The following is a 22,966-nucleotide window of genomic DNA, read 5'->3' as shown; positions in this document are numbered from 1 at the left end:
GCAGCCAACACCGCTTTCGCTACCCGAACACCCCGTCTCGACGGGGTGTTCTGCATTGCAGGCTCCCTCAATCGGCCACACCCGCCGAGTGAGGCAGCGAACGCAGCAGCTCAAGCACGGCGTCCAGCCGTCGGCTACGTTGCTGTCCACTGCGCCACAACAGCCCGACCGTCTCGCCCTCCCCGGGCAGTCGGCGCGCGATCAGCTTTTCACCAAGCCGCGAATCGGCCAGGTTCTCCGCCAGCACGCTGACCCCCAGGCCAGCCTCCAGCATCGCGCCGAGGCCGGAAACCGAATTGGCCTCCAGCAAGGGCGAAGGCTGCAGCCCCAGCAGCTCGAACTGCTGATTGAGGCGTCGCCGCTGCTGCATCTCCGGCGTCAGCAACACCAGCGGATAGTCACGCAGGCACTCCCACTGCGGCGCGTCGGGCAGGCGGAAATGCGTCTGACTGGCGATCAGCGCCGAATGCTCCTGATAGAGCGGACGACAGGCGAAGCCGCTCATGGCCGGCGCCGCGGGGTAGCCGACCGCGAGATCCAGCTCGCCATCCTCGAGCCCCTGGGCCAGCGACGAGGTCGACAGCTCGCGCAGGCGCAGCGAGAGCTGCGGAAAGGCCTCGCGCAGTCGCGGCAGGAACTCGCCGACCGCTGCCAGCGCCGATGGCACCACGCCCAGCGACAGGCGCCCGGTCAGCACCGCGTCCGGTGACAGGTCTCCCTTCAGCTCATCCAGCTCAGCGAGAATGCGCCGAGCATGCGTCAGCACGCGCTCGCCTTCCGGCGTGAAGCCCTCGAAGCGATGACCGCGCACGATCAACGCCGTACCCAGCTCTTCCTCGAGTTGCTTGAGGCGCGCCGATAGCGTCGGCTGAGTGACATGGCAGACTCGCGCCGCACGACCGAAATGGCGCTCGCTTGCCAGCGCGACCAGAAAACTCAACTGTCGATGATCCATGTCGGGGCCTTGATTCTTGCTGAAGGAAGGCTGGCATGATGACAGGCAATGGCCAGCGGGTCAGACACGAAAACGCCCGGCGCGATGGCCGGGCGTTGGATATCACCACTATCCGGAGCGTCGCTTATTGCGCGGCGTCCTGGACAGCTTCGCCAGCATGCTCGACATCCTGGCCGGCACCGTCAACGGTGTTGCAGCCGGAAAGCGCTGCCAGAGTGAAGAAAGAGGCGAAGATGAGTGCAATGGTGCGGGACATGGTCATGCTCCTTGCGGTAGTGAATATCGAGGAATCTCGTAAAGACGCCAGTTCCTGCGCCTCTACCCTCATACCTTGGGCCACCTCATGGGCTTTCAAGGGGTGAGATTCATGTTTTGTTCACTCGCCGCCCATGTCATGGACAGTGCCATCAACTGGCCGATTCCTCGATGGAACCCCCTTGGTGTTCGAGATCTTCCCCGAAACCTTCCACGGTATTGCAGCCACCCAACAGCAGGCCGAACAGCAGCGCGGTGCCAGTCATCATCATGAATCGTCGCATGGGCATTCCTCTCTTGGGCAATCAGCTGGCGGCGTTGTCGATCGAACCGCCCAGATGCTCCAGGTCCTTGCCGAAACCGGCCACGGTATTGCAGCCGGCCAGACTCACACTGGCCACCAACAGGGCAGCCACCATCAAACGCGTCATTCTCATCACTTCTCTTCCTGATCAACGGCCAACGAAGGTAAGACACTCTCACTGGCCGAAGGTGCCAATACTCAACGATTTACCAGCAGAATCTTGCCCAGCGCCTCGCCGGATTCCAGCAACTCATGCGCCTTGGCGACGTCACGGAAGCTGAACTGGTGCTCGTCGAGCAGCGGACGTACCGCGCCGGCCTCCAGCATCTCGCTCAGGGCGTTGAGCAGCTCCGGCTGGTCGTCCATACCAATACCTGTCAGCAGCGGTACCGAGCGGAAGATGACGTGCAGCGACAGGTTCTTGGAGTGCAGCTGGGTCAGGTCGTGGGTCGAGCGGGTATTGATGGAGCACAGACGACCGGAGGTCGCGGTGGCCTCGATGGAGCGATCCAGGTTGTCGCCACCGACGGTGTCGAAGACCAGATCGAAGCCACGCCCGGAGGTCAGGCGAGTCACGTAGTCCGCGACCGCTTCCTCGCGGTAGTTGATGATCTCGTCCGCCCCCAGCTGGCGTGCGAGGTCCGCCTTGGCTTCGCTGGACACGGTGGTGGTGACATGCGCGCCGAGATACTTGGCGATCTGTACCGCGACATGGCCGACGCCGCCGGTGCCGGCGTGGATCAGCACGTGCTCGCCTTCCTTGATCTGACCGCGCGAGACCAGCGCCGTCCAGGCCGTCAGGAATACCAGCGGCAAGGCCGCGCACTCTTCCAGCGTCAGCGCCGCCAGGCTCGGGCGCTTCACGATCACCCGGGTGTCGGCGATCATGTAGTCCGCCAGAGCGCCCTGCCAGCCCTTGACACCACCGGCACAGCCCAGCACTTCATCCCCGACGGAGAAGTCCGTCACGCCTTCGCCGACGGCATCGATCACCCCGGAGACATCGCCATTGAGAATGGCCGGGAATTCCGGGTGCGACTTGACCAGCCCGCTGCGCAGCTTGGTCTCGATGGGATTGATGCTGGAAGCCGTCACCTTGATACGCACCTGCCCCCGCGCCGGTGTCGGGGTCTCCAGTTCGCGCTCGACGAACACTTCGGGACCGCCGTACTGCTCGATGACCATGGCTTGCATGAGGAAAGACTCCTGAACGATGAAGGAAGAGACGCCATAGCCGGGCTCGGCGCCATCATGAATAAGAGGTGAGCGGTATACCGGTGTGTCGACAGGACAGGCCGGCGTTCCGTTAAGACTACCTCGAGCTTACTCCGTGTCTAACATAAGGTCAGCATAAGGCCAGCATCAGGCCAGCATCAGGTCAGTGCCAGCTTGAGCACGATGATGAAGATGACCGCGACCGTCAGCCACTTGACCCACCGCGCACCCGCGGGACTCATGTTGACCCGCGCGCCGAGAAAGGCGCCGCTCATGTTGCCGACCGCCAGCACCAGACCATAGGCCCAGCGCACCTGACCATCGAACACGAACACCGCCAGCGCCGGCAGGGTATACATCAACACGATGAAGACCTTGAAGACGTTGACCTGGGTCAGGTCGATCTTGAGCAGCCGGTAGAGCACCACGATGAACAGCACGCCGACACCGACCTGGATGAAGCCACCATAAATGCCGATGCCGAACATCGCCATCACCACCACGGGCGTGATGCGCTCCGGCGTCAGTTCACGGGTGTCGATGCGTGGCGTCGGCAGCAGCATCATGATCGAACACACCACCATCACCACGATCAGAACGCTCTCGAAGGCCTCGGCACTGATACGGGTCGCCAGCCAGGCCCCCAGCATGGCGCCTGCCACGGCGGGTACGGCCAGCCGCCAGGCCACCCCCATGTTGTGCGCGCCCGCCTTGAGGAAGGTGCTGGTCGCGGTCGCACTCTGCAGCGCGATCGCCACGCGGTTGGTGGCATTGGCCTGGGCTGGCGGCAGACCGAGAAACATCAGCAGTGGCAGCGTCAGCATCGAGCCACCCGCCGACAGCACATTGATGAAACCGGCCACGCCACCCAGTGCGATCAGCGCCACTACGCTGATCAGATCAAGGCCGCTGGTCAGCCCTGCAACATCCGATATCATGCCGACATTCCTTGTCCCGCCATCCCATTGAGTGAAGACGCTTGAGGCGGACAGGCCCCAGAGCGCGCGATGCCCGACACACCACCCTCGCGTGACTGAGCGGGGGAAAGTGATGCCGGGCATCGTTCATAGCATATCGCGTCGCGTCACGCCTGCTTCAGCCACATCAGCTGACGCGTCTGGCGCTCATCCGACACGCCTGACTCAGTGCGCCAGCGCTTGCTGGCGGCCACTCTGGCGCACGCTGTAGGCCAGCACGCCCAGGAAGATGACCAGACCCGCGAGGTCGTAGGTCAGCTGACCATGCGGCCACAGCATCAGCGCCCCCAGCGGGAACATCGCCAGACGCAGCCACCAGGGCAACTCGTGCTCCAGATAGCCTTCCAGGCCCGCGACGATGGCGTAGATCCCGAACAGCGCGAACACGAACACCGTCAGCATCTCGCCGATGTCACCGGAGATCAACGGGCTCCAGGCGAACAGCAGGGGCACGATGTAGAGACCCTTGGCGACCTTCCAGGCCATCAGGCCGGTCTTCATCGGCGGTGTGCGGGCGATCGCGGCTGCCGCGAAGGCGGTCAGACAGACCGGCGGCGTGACGTTGGAATCCTGGGACAGCCAGAAGATGATCATGTGGGCACTTACCAGTGCCATGGTCAGCACGTGCGGCGACAGCGCCTGCTCATACAGCTGGCTCTGGAAGGTATCCGGCACCAGCGCCAGCAGTTCGCGCGCGGCGTCCATGCTCATCGGCGCGCTCAGCAGGTCCAGCTTGTCCGGGGCGGCCAGCATGAAGATGGCCTTGGCCTGCTCCGGCAGGTTTCCCGCCGCCAGCAGGTCCACCAGCTGGGAATGGGCGATCAGGTTGTAGAGCGCTGGAGCGGACAGCGTGCCTAGCACGATATAGGACGCCGTCACCGGCAGGCCCATGCCCAGAATCAACGAGGCCAGCGCGACCAGGATGATGGTGATCAGCAGGCTGCCGCCCGCCCAGTCGGTGATCATCAGCGAGAAGGTGTTGCCGATACCGGTGGTGGAGACGACGTTGACGATCAGGCCGACGGTGATCAGCAGGATCGCCGTGGTGGTCATGTTGCGCACCCCGGCCAGCATCGCCTCGAGGATGTCACCGAGCTTCATCGGGTTCTTCGACAGCCACGAGGCCGCGATGACGGACAGGATCGCGATGCCGGCGGCGTAGGTGGGCGTGAAGCCGTAGATCAGTGCGCCGACCAGCACGAACAGCGGTGCCAGATAGTGCCAACCCTCCTTGAGCACGTCCTTGAGACGCGGACCTTCCGGATCATCCAGCGCGGTGGCGTCGGAGCGCTTGGCCTCGATGCGCACGAACATGGCGACGGACAGGAAGTAGAGCAGCGCCGGCAAGGCGGCCACGCCGACGATGGTCAGGTACGGCACCTGGGTGTAGGACGCCATGATGAAGGCACCCGCGCCCATCACCGGCGGCATCAGCTGGCCACCGGTCGAGGCGGCGGCCTCGACGCCTGCCGCGAAGCGTGCCGGGAAGCCGGCCCGTCGCATCAGCGGAATCGTGATCACGCCAGTGGAGACGGTGTTGGCAACGCTGGAACCGGACACCGAGCCCATCAGTCCGGAGGCAAACACGGCCACGAAGCCCGGACCGCCCTTGAAGCGACCCGCCGCGCAGCGCGCCAGATCGATGATGAAGTCGCCCGCGCCGGACTTGACCAGGAAGGCCCCGAACAGGATGAACATGAACACGTAGGACCAGGAGATGCGCGCGATGGAGCCCAGCATCCCCTCGCCGCCGATGAAGCTTCTGAACAGCACCGTCTCCCAGGTCAGGCCCGGGAAGTTGAACACGCCGCCCACATACTTGCCCCACCAGGCCACGTAGGTCAGCGCGATCAGACACAGCACCGGGATGAACCAGCCGGTGGTGCGACGCGCGAATTCGAGGATCAGGCCAACCGCGACGATGGAGACCACCCAGTCCGCGGTGGAGAACACCACGCCGCGGTCATAGAGCGCATCCTCGAAGCCGATCAGATAGAGGCCGCAACCCAGTGCCGCCAGCCCCAGCAGGACATCCACGCCCAGCACCCAGCGCTTGGCGCCATCACTGGCCGGCGTCAGCATCGGAATGGTCAGCGCGCACAGCAGACCGAACAGGCCGTAGTGCAAGGCGCTCACCCACAACTCCGACAGGGTCGAGACGGTGTTGAAGTACAGGTGCGCCAGACAGATGACGATGGAAATCACGAAGACGGCACGCCCCAACCAGGGCAGCTCCATGCGCCACGGCGCAGCTTCGGCGGATTCGTCGCGCACACCGGAGAGATCCGGCTCCTGCGCTTCGCTATCAGTGGGACGAGAGGGCTCTGGCGAGCGGGAATCATGCATGGCGTTGCCTCAAGACGGGATCAGACAGCGATGGCGCAGCGGCGACTTGCGTCACCATGCGCCCGGGCTTGCGAGGAGAAGACGGGCTTCTACAACAATCATTCGTGGGCACCGCTCTGGTCCTGCGCCTCACTTTGTCCGCGCGGGGCAATGACATGGCGCCGGACCGGCAGTGGTTTATTGGTCTGGGAAACTGCGCTGCCCTCACCGCCGCCAGAGGCGAGCGATGAGGGCAGCGGGAACATCAGGTGTGGATCACTCGACGATCAGGCGCGCCGGAATCTCGATGCCCTGCTCCTTGAAGTAACGTGCAGCCCCCGGGTGCAGCGGCAGCGGCAGGCCCGCGATGGCCTTGTCGAGGGCCATGGCCTTGGTGGCCGGGTGAATGTTGTTCAGGAACGGCAGGTTCTCGTACATGGTCTTGGTGATCTGATAGACGTCTTCTTCGGAGACATCGTCACGCACCACCAGGATGTTCGGCTGAGCGATGGTGTTGATCGCCTTGTCCTGGCCCGGGTAGGTGCCAGCGGCGATTTCATACGGGGTCCACAGCTCGAACTGGGAGTTGACCTTGGCCAGCTGCTCTTCGGTGAAGTCCAGCGTGGTGATCTCACCGCCCAGGTTGGCGTAGGCGCGGGTCACGGCGGAGGCCGGTGCGCCGGCCGGGATGTTCATGCCGTCGATGTTGCCGTTCTGCATCGCGTCGGCGCTCGGGCCATAGCCCATGTAGGCCAGATCCATCTTGTCGGCATCGATGCCCAGCTGCTCGAGGATGAAGCGACCCGAACCTTCGGTACCGGAATTCTTCTTGCCGATGGAGAAGCTCTTGCCGTAGAAGTTGGTCATGTCCTCGATGGTGCCGGACTTGACCTCATCGTTGCGGGCCACGAAGTGCTCGACGTTCTGCCACAGCATCGAGACGCTGCGCAGGTTCTTGTGCGCCTTGTTGACCGGCGGAGTGCCATTCCATGCCCAGGCGCCGTAGAGGCCCTGGATGATGCCGAACTGGGCCTGGTCCTCTTCCATCAGCTTGAGGTTCTCGCCGGAGCCGGCAGAGGAGATCGCGGACACGGAGATGCCGGCGGTCGGCTCGAGCTTGACCTTGATCAGCGTGGAGAGTGCCACGCCGACCGGGTAGAAGGTGCCACCGGTGGTGGCGGTACCCATGATGTACTTGCTGTCCGCCTGAGCCACGGCACTGAGACCAAGAGAGGCTGCGATGGCGAGACCGAGACCGGCCTTGAGGAACTGGCGCTTTTGCATGGAGTGACTCCTTGGCGAACCTGCAGGGCGCAGGTTGAGCATTCTTGTAATGTGGGTAGGCAGACGGACATTGCGGCTGAGCAGGCTCTGGCCCTGGACGGTGCTGGCCATGTCGCGACCGACAATGCGCAAGGTAGCCCTCTTTTGCGTGGGGCGTTCGTTGCGAGCCTCTGCTTCAGCGTAGGAAGAAGGTTAGCAACTGTCCGCGCGGCGCGGTATTTGGCGATGGGGGCATTGCGCAGCCTCCAGAGCGCGCACGGGCAATCCGCAAAGTGGCAGGATTCTGCCGATCTGGTCACACTGAAGGCATTCGCGGGCGTTCAAGCCAGGGCGTCCGCCACGATTCGGGTTACCCTTTGCCCTCGACACACGCCCGCCCTGCTCCACCCGATCAAGGAGAGACGATGACCCCCTTCAGCCTTCACCCGCAGCTGGATGCCGACACTCACTTCGTGGCCGATCTGCCGCTGTGCACCGTGCGCCTGATGAACGATGCGCGCTATCCGTGGCTGATACTGATTCCGCGCCGCGATGCCATCCGCGAGATCTACGAGCTGGACAGCAGCGCCCAGCAGCAGCTGTGGCAGGAAACCACCCAGCTGGGCGAGCTGCTGATGACGGTGAGCGGCGGCGAGAAGCTCAATATCGGCGCACTGGGCAACATGGTGCCGCAGCTGCACATGCACGTGATCGCCCGTCGCAGCGATGATGCAGCCTGGCCGGGGCCGGTGTGGGGCGTCGGCACGGCCGAGCCCCACGACAGCGAGGCGCTGACGGTGCTGATCGACACTCTGCGCATGAAGATCGCCGAGCTGCCGAGCTATTCCTACTGACGCCATTACCTGCGTTTTCACTGACATCTACGCTCTTGCAGACACTGTCATCCACGCTCTCACATCTACGAAAACGGGGCCCGATGGGCCCCGTTTTCGTAACTTGCAGGTAGCAAGCGGCACGCCTGCCTTGGCGACGCTGGTCTCACTCGCCGCCTGAGGTCTGCCCTGAGGATCTCGGGCCCAGAGGGCTCTGCAGGGAGGTGCCCGATGCCGAGCGATCGAACGGCGAAGCACCGCGACCGGTGGGAGAGTCCAGCGCCTTGAGACTGCTGGCGACCAGCAGAGCACCAAAGACAGTGATGATGATGCCGCCGAGCAGACCGACCAGCGCCGCCCACGGCCACTGACGACGCATACGGCCGTTTGAGTGCGACCCACCCAGGCGCGCACCGGCCGCCGCCAGGCATCCGCTGGCCTTCATGATCAAGGTGGCCATCGCCACGCTGCCCACCGTCAGCGCGGTGCCCAATGACATTGCCAGCACCGCCAGCACCCCGCTGCCGACCATGTTCAGCGCCAGCGCGGCCAGCAAGACCAGAATCGCGCCGGAACACGGCCGCAGGCCGATCGCCAGCACCGCCATGCCCATGGTGCGCCAGTCGCCACTGGCCTGCTCCGCCGTCACGCCATGCGCATGGCCGCAACCACAGTCATGCCCATGTGCATGAACGTGCCCATGTGAATGAGCGTGGCCATGAGAGTGTGCGTGGTCGTGGCCAGGCGACGGCTCGAACGCCAGCCCCTGCATCGCTGGCGCCTCCGACTTGGTCGTGCCTGAAAGCGGGCTTGAGACAGCCCGGGCGCTGAGCGCGCGCCACAAGGAACGCGCGGCGCGCCACAGCAACAGCCCCCCCAGCACCAACACCCCGAGATGACTGAGCAGGGTGACCTTCTCGACCTGCCCGAGCACATCGCGCCCCGCCCAGTCGAGCAGCCCCGCCCCGAGACCGACCAGCACCAGCGCACTGACGCCCTGCAGCAAGGCCGCCAGCAGTGACAACCACAGCGCACGGCGCCGAACGATGGGCTGACTGACCAGCAGCGTACTGATGACGACCTTGCCATGGCCGGGACCCGCGGCATGCAGCACGCCATAGGCGAAGGACAGCCCGATCAGCGCCCAGGGCGTGCCGGGGTGCGCGGCAAGCTCATTCATGGCGCGCCCCAGCGAGCGCTGGAAACGCGATTGCTCGGCGAAGACCCACCCCAGCGCCTCGCCCCAGCCCTGCACCAGGCCTGGCCAGAACGCCATGCCCAGCACGAGCAGCCCGCAGCCGACCGCCAGCCAACCAGCCAGGCGGCGCCCCCGCGACGAGGCCGGCTTCAGCAGGCCATCACGCATGCCCTTGAGGCTCTTGATATCGCCAAGTCCACTGGTGTCCTTCGGCTCACTGCTCATCAGTCACCTCACAACTGACACTGCCGACTTCGGCGAAGTACTGGCCGAGATCCATCGGTGCGGTGGCGTTGATATCCAGCATCGAGGCCTCGGCGACCTTGGATGGGTCCGGATCGGCCGGCGTGATGCCCGGCGTGCAGTCGAGCGCCGAGTCCTGCCCTTCCAGTCTGCTCACCACCAGCCCTTGCTGCACGGCGATGGCGTCCGGGTCATGCAGTATCTCGATGTAATAGGTGGGGTCGTAGATGCGATAACTGAGGGTGTGGCCAGCCATCGCGACCGGCTCGGCCAGCGGCAGCTCCATCTGGAAGGCGACACGCTCGCCCTTGAGCCAGGTGGTCTGGCGCGTCGCCTTGCCAAGCGTCACGGGCTCGCCGTCCAGGGTGACATGGGTGTAGTAATCGAACTGCGACAGATTGGCCAGAATCTCGCTGCCCAGCACATCGAGGCGCTGCTCCATGCTGGTATCGTCCTCGAGCGCGGCCAGTTCCTGACGCAGCGTCAAGCTGTAGAAGGGGTCGAGAAGCCAATACTGACGCATCGCGACGGCCCGCCCCTGGTCATCGAGGCGCAGCGTCACCCGCAGGTCGACCCAGCCGTGCGGGTGGGCGGCGGCAGGCTGACTGGCCACCAGGGTGCCCAGCATCAGCAACGGCGTCAGCCAGGCTGCGGGGCGCAGGCCGTGACGAGACGGGAAACGCGCCAGCGCGGACGACAGCGCCGCCACCAGGCGATGAACAGCAACAGACATCGAGAAACTCCGGCAGAACGTCACGGGGACGACAGGAAAGGTTTGGCAGGATGTTACTTCATAACAAAATTGGCGACATCCCGACGCAGTCCGAGGACATTTTCGACAGGCTTTGATGGCGGTCAGTTCACCGAATCATCATGACCATGACGAAAGTCTTCTCGGCGCAGTCCGTACTTGTGCATCTTGAGATTGAGGGTACGCCGCGGCAGTGCCAGCTCCTCCAGCACCTGAGCGATGTTGCCGCGTGCGCGAGTCAGGGCGGCGCGAATCAAGGTCGACTCGAACATCGCCACCTGTGCCGCCAACCCCTGGTCCTCACTGCTCGCCAGCGCCTCGTCGCTCGCCCCGTTGCCGGCCTCGTCTGCATTCTCCTTTGCTGAGGCATTGCCCGGCGCGGATGGCTGTCGCGTCGTGAACAATTCCCCCAGCACCACACGGCGACTGGCGGCCTGGCGCAGCTGCCAGAGATTGCCCGGCCAGTCTGCCGCCATCAATGCAGCCAGCTCACCGCGGCCGAAGGGTTGCGCCTCCACCTCGTGCACCTCGGCGGCCTGACGGCTGAAGTGCGCCATCAGCAACGGGATGTCCTCGCGCCGCTCGCGCAGGGCGGGTGTCGTCAGTTCGATCTCGGCCAGCGCATGCCCCAGGGTGCGAGTCAGAGGCCCGCTTGCCATCACGTCACCCACGCTGCACAGCGCGCTGCACACCAGCCGCGGCGCTTGACGGGCGCCGTTCTCACGCGTGGCGATCCAGCCGTCCAGCCACTGCCATTGCGCGCCACTCAGGTGGTCCACCTCATGCAGCAGCAAGGTATTGGCTGCAGGACATGCCGCGAGTGCATCCTCGATCGCGCTCGCCAGTGCCTCCGCGCCCTCTGCCCTCGCTTGCGACAGGGGGGCGCATTCCACTCGCGCCAGCAAGGCCGTCGCCGCCGTCGGCATGGCGTTAGATGAGGGCGACGCCTCAGCAGGCGGCGCATGCTCGGCCAGCGCCAGCGCCAGAGTGCTGCGCCCGCTGCCCGCCTCGCCGCTGATCCAGACACGCGCCGGGTGCCCGCGCAATTCAAGCAATCGCTCACGCAACTGGCGAATCTGACGGCTCTCGCCACGCAGCAGACCACTGAGGCCGCGCACGCTCAAGCGGCGGCGCAGACGTTGGTTTTCATCACTCAGACGCCGTCCCGCCAGCGCCTGACGCAGCTTGAGCTCCAGCGCTTCGGGGTCAAACGGTTTCTCGATGAAGTCGCGCGCACCGCCCTGCATCGCGGCAACGGCCGTGGCGACATCGCCGTGGCCGGTCATCATCAGCACCGGCAGCTCCGGTGCCTGCAGCGCAAGCCGCGCCAACAGTGTCAGGCCATCCATGCCCGGCATGCGGATATCGCTGATCACCACGCTGACCGGCTCGGCGGCGGCCAGGGCTTCCAGCAGCGCCTCGGCGCGCGAGAAGCAGCGCAGGTGAATCTCGGCAAGCTCCAGCCACTGGGCAAGAGATTCGCGCACTGCCGGGTCGTCATCCACCAGCCATACCGGGGCCTCACGGGTCAGATCGCTGTCCTGCTGCAGGCGCAGCTCTGCCGGGTCCGGGCCCGTGGCGGCAAACTCCTCTGCGCCCTCGAAGCCAGCGCTGTCGTGCGTATAGCCTGTCATTCGTGCGAATACCCCGTCATGTCACGGACTGCTGCCCGCTGCCTTGTTGTTCGGTGCTTTCACGATCCGTGCCGTCGGCTGCATGCGTTGCCTCCGACGCCGGAGTGCGTAGCCACAATTCGAAGCAGGCGCCGCCCAGCGCAGAGCCCTCAGCCAGCGAGGAGCCCTCAGTCGGCTCAGACACTGAAGCGCCATCGGCCAGACGCAGCTGGCCACCGAGGTCGCGCGCCAGGCCATAACTCAGAAACAGCCCCATCCCCATGCCTTCGCCGACCTCGCGTGTGGTGGTGAAGGGATCGAACAGCGTGGCACGCAGCGCAGGGTCGATGCCGGGGCCATTGTCCTCGATACGCAGACATCCGCCCGGCTGCCCCTCAAGACTGGCCACTGACGGCCAGGCCTGCCAACTGAGACGCAATCTCGGGGCCGCGCGGCCATCGTCAGCCTCGTCGCTCTGCTGATCGGTCTGCTGCGCTTTCTGCTCCCCTTCCAGCGCATCGAGCGCATTGCGGATCAGGTTGGTCAGCACCTGCTCGAGACGCACCTGTTCGCCCATCACGATGACGTCCCGGGGCAGCGCCTCCCGCTCCACCGTCAGATCGAGGGCGGTGACTCGCTCGACGAGCAGTTCCAGTGCGAAGTCGATGCGCGGCGCCAGCGCCAGGGCAACGGGTGCCTGCTGACTGGCCGGACGCACGAAGACCCGCAACTGGCGAATCATGTCCGCCAGGCGCTCGGACAGCTCACTGATGCGCGTGAAGTTTCTGGCGGCGGATTCGGCGGCACGTGCGGTCAGCTCGGGGCGCGTTGCGGCGGAAGCGATGCCCCGCGCCAGCAGTTTGCCGCCGCTGGCGGCGTAGGTGCGAATGCCGACCAGCGGCTGATTGAGCTCATGGGCGATACCGGCCGCCATGGTGCCCAGCGCGGCCAGCTTGCCGGCCTGCACCAGCTCGTCACGCGTTGCCTCGAGTTCGCGCGAACGCTGGGCAACCCGCTCCTCGAGGCGCTCGTTGATCTCGCGCATCATCACCGCTTCACGCCGAATCAGCCCCAGGCGCGCCTGACGCTCGCGCATCCACAGCGCCATCATCGCCAGTCCCAGAATCACGGCGAGCCCGACCAGCACCACATTGCGCGCCTGGATATAGAGTGGCCGCAGCGGCATCAGAAAGTGCAGCTGCCAGCCCAGCGGCCCGCTGGCCAGTGACTCATCCAGATAGCGTTGGCCCATCGCCGCCGTCGGCAGCGGCACGATCTTCGACGCCGCCAGCTCGTGATTGTCACCCAGCACCAGGCTGCCGTCCTCCAACTCCCGCGACAGCGGTGTCAGCGGCGCACCGCGAAACTGCTGCTGCGCCCGAATGCTGTCCAGCGCCTGCGGCTCGATCGCCTCCAGCGCTCGATACTTCCAGTTGCGCCGCGAGGCCAGCAGCACGATGCGATTGGCATCGGCGAGCAGCACCGTCTCCCCCGCCTGGCGCCAGGTATCCTCCAGCGCTTCCAGCGAGACCTTGACCACCATGACGCCCAACGGCTGGCCCTCGTCCCCCAGTACCGGCGCCGAGACGAAATAGCCGGGCCGCCCGGTGGTATTGCCGACGGCGAAGAACTCGCCGCGCCCGCGCGCCAGGGCATCGATGAAATAAGGGCGGTAGTCGTAGCGATAGCCGACGAAGCTGTCTGGCTCATCAAAGTTGCTCGCGGCCACGGTCATGCCGTCGCGATCAGTCAGGAAGATGGCCGCCGCACCGGAGGCTCGCGCGACTCGGCGCAGGTGCTGATTGAGGTCACTACTCGAACCGAGGGGAGCGGCGGCACTGGCGGCATCGGGCTGATATGAGGGGATAACAGGCGCAGTTGCCGCGGGCGAGGCGCCCGGCTCGCCGAGGGCGATGCGCACACGGGCCTGGCGCGCCAGCAATTCCGGCAGCCATTGGAAGCGCGACAGTTCGGCATTCAGTGTGCTGGCATAGAAATTCAGGCGAGTCGCGGCGTGCTGGCGGGCATCACGCTCGCCGCGCGCCAGCTCCCAGTGCCAGAGGGCAAACAAGGCCATCAGACCGGCCAGCAGGCTGGCCGTGAGGGCCAGCCAGGCCAGACGCCGACGGCGCAGCGCACTCAGCGTCATGGGCCATCACACCGCGCGAGCGCGGGCTCGCCCGGGCTCCGGCACTGCCCGCCGGCAAAGTGGTGGACAAGGCCAGAGAGGCGGCGCCGAGGGCCGCCTCGTGGGGTTACCATGCGTGGGGTTGCCATGCGCGGGGCGGTCACGGTGCGCCGATCACCGGCACGGTGCGCGCATCCAGGGCCACGGCGACCTCCACCAGCAGGTTGTCGAGGCGGCCCGGCGCGATATCGGCACCATTGCTGTCACCGCTCACGCTGAGACGAATCTGGCCGTTGACCTCGCTCACCCAGGCTTCCAGCGCCAGCGGCGGCCGGGCAGCGTAGCTGGCATCGAGGCGCTCGAGGTCCGGGTCGGCGCGCTCGATGATGAAGCCACGCTCCGCCAGCGTCGTCAGCAAAGTGACGAAGACCTGCCGGGAGCTCAGGGTGCCGCTGTTGGGGGCGATCACCGCGGTGCGCGAGTCAGGTGCATGGGTCGGCTGATTCATGCAGCCACCCAGCACCAGCAGGCCGGCGAGCAGCGTCGCAAGCCCCAGACGTTGCCACAGCGAGCGTGGAGATACCTTGCACATGACCATCAGCGAACCTCCCGTGGATCACGACCCGCCAGGGCGGCCTGCAGCTGACGCTCGATCTGGCGGCAGCTGTCGCTGTCATTGTGAGGGCGGGCATCGATGACGTAGCCGCCCTGATTGATGACCTGCTCATCGCGAATCACGCGTACGCGCTCGTCCGGCGCGACCAGCGAGATGCGCTCGAAGCTGATCGGGTCATCGCGAAAGGTGTCATTGCCGACGCCCACGCCGAAATCATTGCCCGCCGCGACGCCATAGCCCACCGAGAAGCCGATGCGCGAGCCGAAGGGCCCATCGATCGCGCCCAGCCCCGGCTGGTCCACCTTGCGCTCACCTGTCACCAAGCCCAGCGACTGCTCGCTCTCGCGAATCTTGTAGCCACGAGCCTCGACGACCTGCGCCGCGGCACGCAACCACTGATTGGCATCGCCCTCACGCGGGAAGATGCAGGCCTCTGGCAGGCCAGCGCTGTCATTCGCGGCCAGCGGGTCCTTGCCGGACAGGGCCGAGCAGCCGCTCAGCAGCATCAGCCCCACTGCGAGCAATGTCATGCGCGGCAGTCGCGAGCGCGCTGATGTGTCAGCCACGCTTGGGCGTGCGGGATAATCGGGAAGTCGATGGAGCATGCGAACGTCTCCGGTCAGCCACATGAGCGAACACATCATCATGATTTTCACACCATGAATCGCGCCACAGGCACTAGACTGACACATAGGTCTTGTAGGATTTCTGCACAATAATGGTATCGAGACACCTGAATACCCTGGATGCAGGAAGCCTCATCTTAGCGCCCAGCCATGCCAGCGCCTACCGTATCCAGCACCCGACAAGGCGCGATGAGGCCGCACCGCCATTGCCAACTTGCCCGAGACTCGCGAGTCGTCTGTCCTTTCAGGGCGGCTCACCCGGTGCGCGAATCGCCCATCAGCCTGTGCAACACCGGTTACATATGGAAACGATATCGCGCGGACAATTCACGACGCTACAGGTTCAATAAGTTACCATTATCGACGAACAGGCAATCAGGGAGTTAAATTTATGTCAGAAAATGCCGACCAGCCCACGGTCGCGAAGATCAATCCGCCAGTCTTCTTCGGCTCCGCCGGGGTGATTCTGGCCTTCGTGATCTTCACGGTGGCCATGCCGGAGACCGCCCAGACCATCTTCGGTCACGTCCAGTCCTGGATCATCGACACCGTCGGCTGGTTCTACCTGCTGGCCATGGGCGTGTTCGTGATCTTCACGCTGGGGCTCGCCTTCTCACGCTATGGCGACATCAAACTGGGGCCGGACCATTCCGAGCCTGATTTCAGCTACAGCTCCTGGTTCGCGATGCTGTTCTCGGCGGGCATGGGCATCGGCCTGATGTTCTATGGCGTCGCCGAGCCGGTCTTCCACTTCACTTCACCGCCCGTGGGCGACGCCGGCACCGTGGAAGCCGCTCGTGAGGCCATGAAGACCACCTTCTTCCACTGGGGCATCCATGCCTGGGGCGTCTACGCCGTGGTGGCGCTGGCGCTGGCCTACTTCAGCTTCCGCCACAACCTGCCGCTGCGCATCAGCTCGGCGCTGTATCCGCTGATCGGCAAGCGCATCCATGGCTCGATCGGTCATGCCGTCGATATCTTCGCCGTCTTCGGCACCATGTTCGGGGTCGCGACCTCGCTGGGTCTGGGCGTGCTGCAGGTCAGCTCCGGTCTGCATTATCTGTTCGACATCGACAACAGCCTGACGACCCAGATCATTCTGATCGCCATCATCACCGGCCTGGCGACCATCTCCGTGGTCATGGGTCTGGACGGCGGCATCCGTCGTCTCTCCGAACTGAACCTTGGCCTAGCGCTGGCGCTGATGCTGTTCGTGCTGTGCGTGGGCCCGACCATCTTCCTGCTGCAGACGCTGATCCAGAACATCGGTGGCTATCTCAGTGAAGTGGTCGACAAGACCTTCAACATGTTCGCCTATATCCCGGAAGAGGGTCCGTCCAAGTGGCTGGGTGGCTGGACCCTGTTCTACTGGGGCTGGTGGATCGCGTGGTCCCCGTTCGTGGGCATGTTCATCGCGCGTGTCTCGCGTGGCCGCACCATCCGCGAGTTCGTCTACGGCGTGTTGTTCGTGCCGATGGGCTTCACCTTCCTGTGGCTGACCTTCTTCGGCGACAGCGCCCTGCACATGCTGCTGACCGATACCGCAGGCAACCTGGCGGAAGCGGTCTCCGCCGATGCCTCAGTGGCTCTGTTCAAGTTCCTGGAGCTGTTCCCGTTCGGTAGCGTGACTTCCCTGCTGGCCACCCTGCTGGTGGTGACCTTCTTCGTCACCTCCTCGGACTCCGGCTCGCTGGTCATCGACATGCTGACCTCCAAGGAAGGTGACGAATCACCGGTCTGGCAGCGTGTGTTCTGGGCCTTCTCCGAAGGCTTCGTCGCAGTAGCTCTGCTGATGGCCGGTGGCCTGGGGGCTCTGCAGACCGCCTCACTGGCCTCTGCCCTGCCCTTCGCGATCATCCTGATGTTCGTCTGCTATGGCCTGCTCAAGGCGCTGCGTCTGGAGGGCGTCAAGCAGCGCTCCATGCAGCATCTGAGCAACACGCCGGGCCACACCGCCGCCGGTGCACGTAGCTGGCAGAAGCGCGTCCAGACCCTGGTCGAGACGCCGCGCCAGAAGAATGTGGAACAGTTCGTCGTGGATGTGGTGACACCGGCGCTGGCGGATGTCGCCAAGGAATTCGAGGCCCAGGGCCTGGATACCCGCGTCAATGACGAGGAAGACCGCAGCTATCTGCAGGTCAGCCACGGCGAGGAAGTCGACTTCGTCTACGGTGTGCGGGTGCGTGAATACGCAGCACCGGCCTTCGCGCTGCGCAACGTCAAGCGCAAGGGCACCAGCGACGTGGAACGCCAATACCGCGCCGAAGTCTTCCTGCGTGAAGGTGGCCAGACCTATGACGTCATGGGTTACACCAAGGAGCAGGTGATCGGCGATGTGCTGGACCAGTACGAGAAGCACATGCACTTCCTGCACATGGCGCGCAACTGACGCCTGAGCGTTGCAGAGGTGATGACAGCTGATGACATGGCTGTCGCAAAGGCCCCGCCCCGTGCGGGGCCTTTGCGTATGAGGCCGAAATCAGAATGTCCTGGCCGACGGCATTGACTGCAATATCCGTGTGCGACCTTGAAAACCGCGTGCGCGCACCACATGTCTTTCCAAGCATTCATCTACGGCTTGAGGGTGGCGCGCCGGCGCGCGATAGGGGTGGCCGATGAGGGCGATACAGTGAATTCGTTACCCTGCATCCCGACCAGCCTCTACACTGGTGGCATACTGGCAGCACGGCTCGCCACCTGCATCTCCACTTTCCCCACAATGCCGTTCACTTCACATTTTTCAGGAGAGTCTTCATGTCCAACGATACCAATGCCATCGGCCTGCACACTGCCAGCGCCACTCAGCTGGCCGAGCACCTCAACATCCTGCTGGCCAACTACCAGACCTTCTACATGAATGCCCGTGGCTACCACTGGAACGTGAAGGGCAACCAGTTCTTCGAGCTGCACGTTAAGTTCGAGGAAACCTACACCGACCTGCTGACCAAGGTCGACGAGATCGCCGAGCGTATCCTGACCCTGGGTCACGAGCCGCTGCACGCCTACAGTGACTACGCACGTGTCGCCACCATCAAGGAAGACACCCATGTCAGCGACGGCACGGCTTGCATCAAGGGCCTGCTGACCGGTTACAAGTCCCTGATCGAACTGCAGCGCGAGATCATGTCCGTCGCGTCTGACGCCGATGATGAAGGCACCGCTTCACTGGTCGGCGACTACATCCGCGAGCAGGAAAAGACCGTGTGGATGCTGTCCGCCTACCTGGGCGAGTAAGTGCTCCAGTCGATGCAGCGCCAGGACATGACAGCGCGGATCTCTGATGCGGCTCCTGCCTGACGCTGTACTTGACTGACACTGTACTTGACTGACACTGGGCCGCGAGGCATTCGCGCAGTGTGAACGCCGCCTTTCGACCCTGCTCACGCGGGACTCGGAAGGCGGCGTTGTCATGTGGCCATGAAGGCCCGCCAGATACCGACCAGGAGGGTTGCATGTCACTGCCGCTGACACATCTGCTACGCAAGCTGCTGCATGTGGCTGCCAAGCCCATGCGCCACGCCCAGGGCAAGGATGGCTACGTCATTCACGCCTACCGCGGCTATGGCTCGCACAGCGAAGCCTTTCTGATGGGGCGCATCTTCCGCCAGCCAGGCTCACGCAGCCAGCTGGCCCCCGGTGCCGGGCGCGACCTGATGGATGTCGGTCGTCGCATGCTGCGCTGGGGCAAGAGCGGCGTCGAAGTAGAGGTCGCGCTGGGGGACAACCGAACCACCGCCATTACCGACCGCGATGGCTACTTCAGCGTGCATCTGCCGCTCGATGCGCCGCTGGAGCACCAGGGCCAATGGCATACCGCCCGCATCACGGCATGTCCGCCAAAGCAGCCCCCGGTGGAGGGCGAGGCGCAGGTCTATCTGCCGCCCATCAGCACACGCCTCGGGGTAATCAGCGATATCGACGACACCGTGATGTACACCGGTGTCGCCAACAAGCTCAAGATGCTTTATCGCCTGTTCATCGAATCCGCCGAGCGGCGTACCGCCTTCCCCGGTGTGGCCGCGCTCTACCAGGCGCTCCATGAGGGTGATGACGGCCAGCAGCAGCGCCCGCTGCTCTATGTGTCGCGTGGTCCGTGGAGCATCTACGAGATGCTGGAAGTCTTCTTCCAGCACAATCGCATCCCGGTCGGCCCGATCCTGTTCCTGCGCGAGTGGGGGCTGACCCTGCAACGCCCGCTGCCCAGACGCTCCGAAGACCACAAGCAGGCGCTGATCGAGAAGATGCTCGGCCTGTATAACGAGATGCAGTTTCTGCTCATCGGCGACAGCGGCCAGCATGACCCGGAGGTCTACGCCGAGGTCGTGCGCCGCTATCCCGGTCGCATCTGCGCCATCTACATTCGCCAGATAGGCGATTCGGACTCGCGCAAGGCCGAGCTGGACCAACTCGGTGAGGAGCTGGCCGCTCTCGGCTGCGTGATGCTGCTGAGCACCGATAGCCTCGACATGGCGCACCATGCGCATGCCAACGGCTACATCGATGCCGCCAGCGTCGAGATGGTACGTGCCGAGATCGAGCACCAACTCGCCGACGAGCCGGCCTGAGCGCCTCGCTAGTCAGCGGATAGATAGCGGCACTATCGCGGTACTATCGCGGCTCTACAACGCAAGACGGAGACCCCAGGGTCTCCGTCTTGCGTTGTGCGCGACTGATATGAGCCTCACCGAACGACTCTGCCGAATGACGGCCTCAGGCGATGCGTGAGCGAATCAGCCGATCGAGCGACAGGCGTCCCGGGCCTTGCAGCACCAGCACCAGCAGGCTGGAGAGCCACAGCCCGTGGGTCACCCAAGCATGGGGATAGACGAACAGCTGGATGGTCAGCGTCATGAGGGCCAGCCCCAGCGCCGCGAAGCGCGTCCCCAGCCCCAGCCACAGCATCAGCGGGAAGAGGTGCTCGGCGATGGTCGCAAGCCAGGCGGCCAGTATCGGCGAGACCAGCGGCAAGGCGTATTCATGCTCGAACAGGAAGAAGGTGCTGTCCTTGATCGAGAAGCCGTCGACCTTGGTCTGCGCCGACATGAAGAACACGGCACCGACCACGATACGCATCAGGATCAGTACCGCATCCATGCGCAGGTTTTCCAGCCAGACGAACACTTTCAGGACCTGCCCCGCCACACCGTTGCGAACCGCAGGCGTCGTTGATGATTCAAGGCTCATGATGAGAACTCCTCAAGAGTGCGCCAGGGCGCGAAGGGTCGGGCAGAAAAGACCCGTGCAGGATGGAACAGAGCAAGAAGCCGCCGAGCAGGATCAGGTCGGCGCGCGAAAGGCACCACTTGCCAGCAGGGGGGCCAGCAGCGGCCCCAGCTCCTGCTCGGGGTGCGCGTCCGCGAGCCGCGCTGCCGAATCCGCCAGCGTCTGCCCCGCCAGCAGCAGTTCGAGCAGCAAGGCAGCGGCCTCGCACAGCACCGTGACCTGCACCTCCAGCGCCGGGCGCGTGATCAACACCTGCTCCGGTCGTGCGATATCCAGCCCTTCAAGCGTCGCGCCGGCATGCTGATGGCGCTGCCAGATCTCGAGCACCGCATGTTCCAGGCGCAGCAGGCATGCCGCGGGGTGCGCCGAGAACCTGAGTTCCATCACTGCCTCAGGCGGCAATCCCGCCAGCTGTGTCGGCACCAGGGCCTCGGCGTCCGCCGCGTGATAGGCCACCAGACGAGCGGCCTCGAAGCGTGCCAGGTCCACCGCATAGAACGGCAGCTGAGCGGCCGACACCTGACGCGTCTCGACCAATGTGGTCAGGGTCACGTGCAGGGTCTCGGCAAGCCCGGCCCCGTACTCCATCATCAGCGGTGAGCGCGGCAGATGTTGGCGGGAATGATCATGGGCCAGGGCCGCAAAGAAGCGCTCGCCCACCACCTGTCGGGTCACCGGATAGGCCTCTTCCAGCGCACTGATCAGGCTGGCCCAGACATTGTTGCGATAGACATCGAGGCGCTGCTGATGGCCTGCCTCGATACCCAGAAGCGCAGCATCGGGCTGGGTGAGAGCCTCGATGAAGGCGCGCTGCCAGTCGGGCTGGTGACCAGCGCTGGCATGCCGCTCGAGAGAGGTCATCGGTCGCCCTCCATGCCGGAGCGCGTCAGCTGCTGCGCCCGTGTGCTGTGCAGCAACGCCTGAGCGCGCGTGGTCTGCCCCAGCAATACCTCCAGCGCCGGCACCTGGGTATCCCATTCAATCAGCGTCGGACGCGGCCCGATGCGATTGATGAAGTCGGCATATAGCTCCCAGACCTCATCACAGACCGGTGCACCATGATTGTCGATCAGCAGACCCTCACGCGTATCTTCGCCATGCCCCGCCAGATGGATCTCCCCGACGGCGCGGGCCGGAATGGACTCCAGCCAGGCCGCGGGATCGATACCGATGTTGTGCGCCGAGACGAAGACATTGTTGACGTCGATCAACAGACCGCAGCCACTGCGCTCGACCAGGCGAGTAAGGAAATGCGTCTCGGGAATCAGTTCCGCCCCCAGCTCGCGCGCATCGAAACGCAGATAATGGGCGGGATTCTCGATCAATACCTGACGGCCCAGGGTGTCCTGCAACTGCATCAGGTTATCGCTGACCCGTGCCAGCATCGCGTCCGTCAGCGGTACCGGCAGCAGGTCGTTGTAGAAGTGGCCGCTATGGCCGGCCCAGGCCAGGTGTTCTGACACGCTGGTGGGCGGGTGACGCTCGCAGAGCGTTCTGAGGCGCGCCAGATGCGTGGCATCCAGCGGGCGCTCCGATGCCAGCGACAGGCCGACACCATGAATCGAGAGCGGATACTCCTGCAGCGCATCCAGCCGGGCATGAGGTGCCCCGCCGGCGCCCATGTAGTTCTCGGCATGAATCTCGAGAAACCCCAGCGCCGGACGCGACGACATCAGCTCACGCACATGCTGCGCCTTGAGGCTGATACCGACGGCCATCTCGTCGAGGGACGGATAGGCCGTACCGAAATCCGGACTGCCGGAGGAAGGGGGTGGCTGGTGCATGAAGACCTCTCGAGGCGGCGGACGTCCGGTGGCGGCGTGGCGCCAGGCCACCGGACGTCAAGTTCGGGGGATGCCCGGGAAAGCCCGAGCCAACCCCGACGCGTGATGCTTACTTGATCTCTTCCAGGCTGCCGGTGCCGTTGGGCGTCTCGATGGAGGTGCAGGTGCCTTCCGGCACCAGCTTCCAGGCATTGCCCTGATAATCGACGGTCGAGGTCCCGGCACACGAAGTGCCCGGGCCTGCGGCGCAGTCATTCTCACCGGCCAGCGACACGCCGTAGCACTTTTCCATGCCCGCCGCGTGGGCCGGGAGGGAAACGACAGCGGTAGACAGAGCGACAGCGGTTCCGAGCGCGGAAGCCAGGGCAAAAGCGGTCTTGGCGGACTTGTTTGTCTTGGCAGACATGGGCACATCTCCTGAGAAAATGCTCTTTAATGAGCCAAACGTTATTTATCTATCACTTTCGCCCCTGCGCTGCGGGCTCAATCCAACTTACGGGGGGCTTGAGAAGATGGATGCAGAAAAGATCGAAATTATTGCCGCGACTCGACAATATCGCGCTGACCGCACTCCCCTCACCGCATGTGGAGACGATACCCCGCGCTTGCGTTGACCTCGCCATGCAAAAACGCCAGCGGCCCCATGCAGGGGCCGCT

Annotated in this window: 22 protein-coding genes; 4 read left to right on the top strand and 18 right to left on the bottom strand. The window is 64.5% G+C overall.

The features are described from left to right. Window positions 1-67: 67 nt before the first annotated feature. From AC5WNJ_RS01310 to AC5WNJ_RS01275, 8 genes are all read right to left on the bottom strand, one after another. Window positions 68-955, bottom strand: coding sequence for a LysR family transcriptional regulator (locus AC5WNJ_RS01310; RefSeq protein WP_253062865.1), 888 nt, complete (start codon window positions 953-955; stop codon window positions 68-70). Window positions 956-1,079: 124 nt separating this feature from the next. Beyond that, window positions 1,080-1,211, bottom strand: coding sequence for an entericidin A/B family lipoprotein (locus AC5WNJ_RS01305; RefSeq protein WP_043333217.1), 132 nt, complete (start codon window positions 1,209-1,211; stop codon window positions 1,080-1,082). A 151-nt stretch (window positions 1,212-1,362) separates the two neighbouring features. Further along, window positions 1,363-1,494, bottom strand: coding sequence for an entericidin A/B family lipoprotein (locus AC5WNJ_RS01300; protein WP_495930344.1), 132 nt, complete (start codon window positions 1,492-1,494; stop codon window positions 1,363-1,365). 21 nt (window positions 1,495-1,515) lie between these two features. Beyond that, window positions 1,516-1,647, bottom strand: a complete 132-nt coding sequence (locus AC5WNJ_RS01295) for an entericidin A/B family lipoprotein (RefSeq protein ID WP_084589348.1) — start codon at window positions 1,645-1,647, stop codon at window positions 1,516-1,518. A 65-nt stretch (window positions 1,648-1,712) separates the two neighbouring features. Continuing rightward, window positions 1,713-2,708, bottom strand: coding sequence for a zinc-dependent alcohol dehydrogenase family protein (locus AC5WNJ_RS01290; RefSeq protein ID WP_253062863.1), 996 nt, complete (start codon window positions 2,706-2,708; stop codon window positions 1,713-1,715). Between the two features lie 179 nt (window positions 2,709-2,887). Continuing rightward, window positions 2,888-3,667 (bottom strand): sulfite exporter TauE/SafE family protein, encoded by a 780-nt coding sequence (locus tag AC5WNJ_RS01285; protein ID WP_253062861.1) that lies wholly within the window; start codon window positions 3,665-3,667, stop codon window positions 2,888-2,890. 204 nt (window positions 3,668-3,871) lie between these two features. Continuing rightward, window positions 3,872-5,944, bottom strand: coding sequence for a TRAP transporter permease (locus AC5WNJ_RS01280; protein ID WP_253063167.1), 2,073 nt, complete (start codon window positions 5,942-5,944; stop codon window positions 3,872-3,874). Between the two features lie 363 nt (window positions 5,945-6,307). Next, window positions 6,308-7,315 (bottom strand): TAXI family TRAP transporter solute-binding subunit, encoded by a 1,008-nt coding sequence (locus AC5WNJ_RS01275; protein ID WP_253062859.1) that lies wholly within the window; start codon window positions 7,313-7,315, stop codon window positions 6,308-6,310. A gap of 404 nt (window positions 7,316-7,719) precedes the next feature. Between AC5WNJ_RS01275 and AC5WNJ_RS01270 the strand changes: the two genes are divergently transcribed. Next, window positions 7,720-8,148 (top strand): HIT domain-containing protein, encoded by a 429-nt coding sequence (locus tag AC5WNJ_RS01270; protein WP_253062857.1) that lies wholly within the window; start codon window positions 7,720-7,722, stop codon window positions 8,146-8,148. Between the two features lie 145 nt (window positions 8,149-8,293). On the opposite strand, the gene AC5WNJ_RS01265 is transcribed toward AC5WNJ_RS01270, so the two are convergent. From AC5WNJ_RS01265 to AC5WNJ_RS01240, 6 genes are all read right to left on the bottom strand, one after another. After that, entirely contained in the window at window positions 8,294-9,550 is a 1,257-nt protein-coding gene (locus AC5WNJ_RS01265; RefSeq protein ID WP_253062855.1) for a nickel/cobalt transporter, read from the bottom strand. Further along, window positions 9,540-10,301: a DUF1007 family protein gene (locus AC5WNJ_RS01260; RefSeq protein WP_495930343.1), complete on the bottom strand. Its 762-nt coding sequence runs from the start codon at window positions 10,299-10,301 to the stop codon at window positions 9,540-9,542. The genes AC5WNJ_RS01265 and AC5WNJ_RS01260 overlap by 11 nt, the downstream gene beginning before the upstream one ends. Window positions 10,302-10,423: 122 nt before the next feature. After that, window positions 10,424-11,953, bottom strand: coding sequence for a sigma-54-dependent transcriptional regulator (locus AC5WNJ_RS01255; RefSeq protein WP_253062851.1), 1,530 nt, complete (start codon window positions 11,951-11,953; stop codon window positions 10,424-10,426). Between the two features lie 16 nt (window positions 11,954-11,969). Then, window positions 11,970-14,081: a sensor histidine kinase gene (locus AC5WNJ_RS01250; RefSeq protein ID WP_253062849.1), complete on the bottom strand. Its 2,112-nt coding sequence runs from the start codon at window positions 14,079-14,081 to the stop codon at window positions 11,970-11,972. Window positions 14,082-14,220: 139 nt separating this feature from the next. Then, a complete protein-coding gene (locus AC5WNJ_RS01245; RefSeq protein WP_253062848.1) occupies window positions 14,221-14,652 on the bottom strand; it encodes a hypothetical protein in 432 nt (143 codons plus the stop codon). A 5-nt stretch (window positions 14,653-14,657) separates the two neighbouring features. Further along, a complete protein-coding gene (locus tag AC5WNJ_RS01240; protein WP_176675999.1) occupies window positions 14,658-15,206 on the bottom strand; it encodes a hypothetical protein in 549 nt (182 codons plus the stop codon). Window positions 15,207-15,693: 487 nt separating this feature from the next. On the opposite strand from AC5WNJ_RS01240, the gene AC5WNJ_RS01235 reads away from it, so the two are divergent. From AC5WNJ_RS01235 to AC5WNJ_RS01225, 3 genes are all read left to right on the top strand, one after another. Further along, on the top strand, window positions 15,694-17,691 hold the full coding sequence (locus tag AC5WNJ_RS01235) for a BCCT family transporter (protein ID WP_176675998.1): 1,998 nt from the start codon (window positions 15,694-15,696) through the stop codon (window positions 17,689-17,691). 365 nt (window positions 17,692-18,056) lie between these two features. Beyond that, window positions 18,057-18,536 carry a Dps family protein gene (locus tag AC5WNJ_RS01230; RefSeq protein ID WP_166019656.1) on the top strand — a complete coding sequence of 160 codons (480 nt, stop codon included), beginning with the start codon at window positions 18,057-18,059 and terminating at the stop codon, window positions 18,534-18,536. A 218-nt stretch (window positions 18,537-18,754) separates the two neighbouring features. Beyond that, window positions 18,755-19,867 carry an App1 family protein phosphatidate phosphatase gene (locus tag AC5WNJ_RS01225; RefSeq protein ID WP_253062846.1) on the top strand — a complete coding sequence of 371 codons (1,113 nt, stop codon included), beginning with the start codon at window positions 18,755-18,757 and terminating at the stop codon, window positions 19,865-19,867. Window positions 19,868-20,012: 145 nt separating this feature from the next. Here the strand turns inward: AC5WNJ_RS01225 and AC5WNJ_RS01220 are convergent, their stop codons facing one another. From AC5WNJ_RS01220 to AC5WNJ_RS01205, 4 genes are all read right to left on the bottom strand, one after another. Further along, entirely contained in the window at window positions 20,013-20,486 is a 474-nt protein-coding gene (locus tag AC5WNJ_RS01220) for a DoxX family protein (RefSeq protein ID WP_253062844.1), read from the bottom strand. Between the two features lie 93 nt (window positions 20,487-20,579). Continuing rightward, window positions 20,580-21,386 carry an HvfC/BufC N-terminal domain-containing protein gene (locus tag AC5WNJ_RS01215; RefSeq protein ID WP_253062842.1) on the bottom strand — a complete coding sequence of 269 codons (807 nt, stop codon included), beginning with the start codon at window positions 21,384-21,386 and terminating at the stop codon, window positions 20,580-20,582. Continuing rightward, complete coding sequence (gene bufB, locus AC5WNJ_RS01210; RefSeq protein WP_253062840.1) at window positions 21,383-22,309, bottom strand: MNIO family bufferin maturase; 927 nt, start codon at window positions 22,307-22,309, stop codon at window positions 21,383-21,385. Before bufB ends, AC5WNJ_RS01215 begins: the two co-directional genes overlap by 4 nt. 109 nt (window positions 22,310-22,418) lie before the next feature. Beyond that, a complete protein-coding gene (locus tag AC5WNJ_RS01205; RefSeq protein WP_495930342.1) occupies window positions 22,419-22,715 on the bottom strand; it encodes a BufA1 family periplasmic bufferin-type metallophore in 297 nt (98 codons plus the stop codon). Between the last annotated feature and the right edge of the window lie 251 nt (window positions 22,716-22,966).

This window comes from Cobetia sp. PDI-23MA (assembly GCF_059507735.1).
The sequence above is the reverse complement of the archived record's forward strand: the minus strand, read 5'-3'. Positions and strand labels throughout refer to the sequence as shown.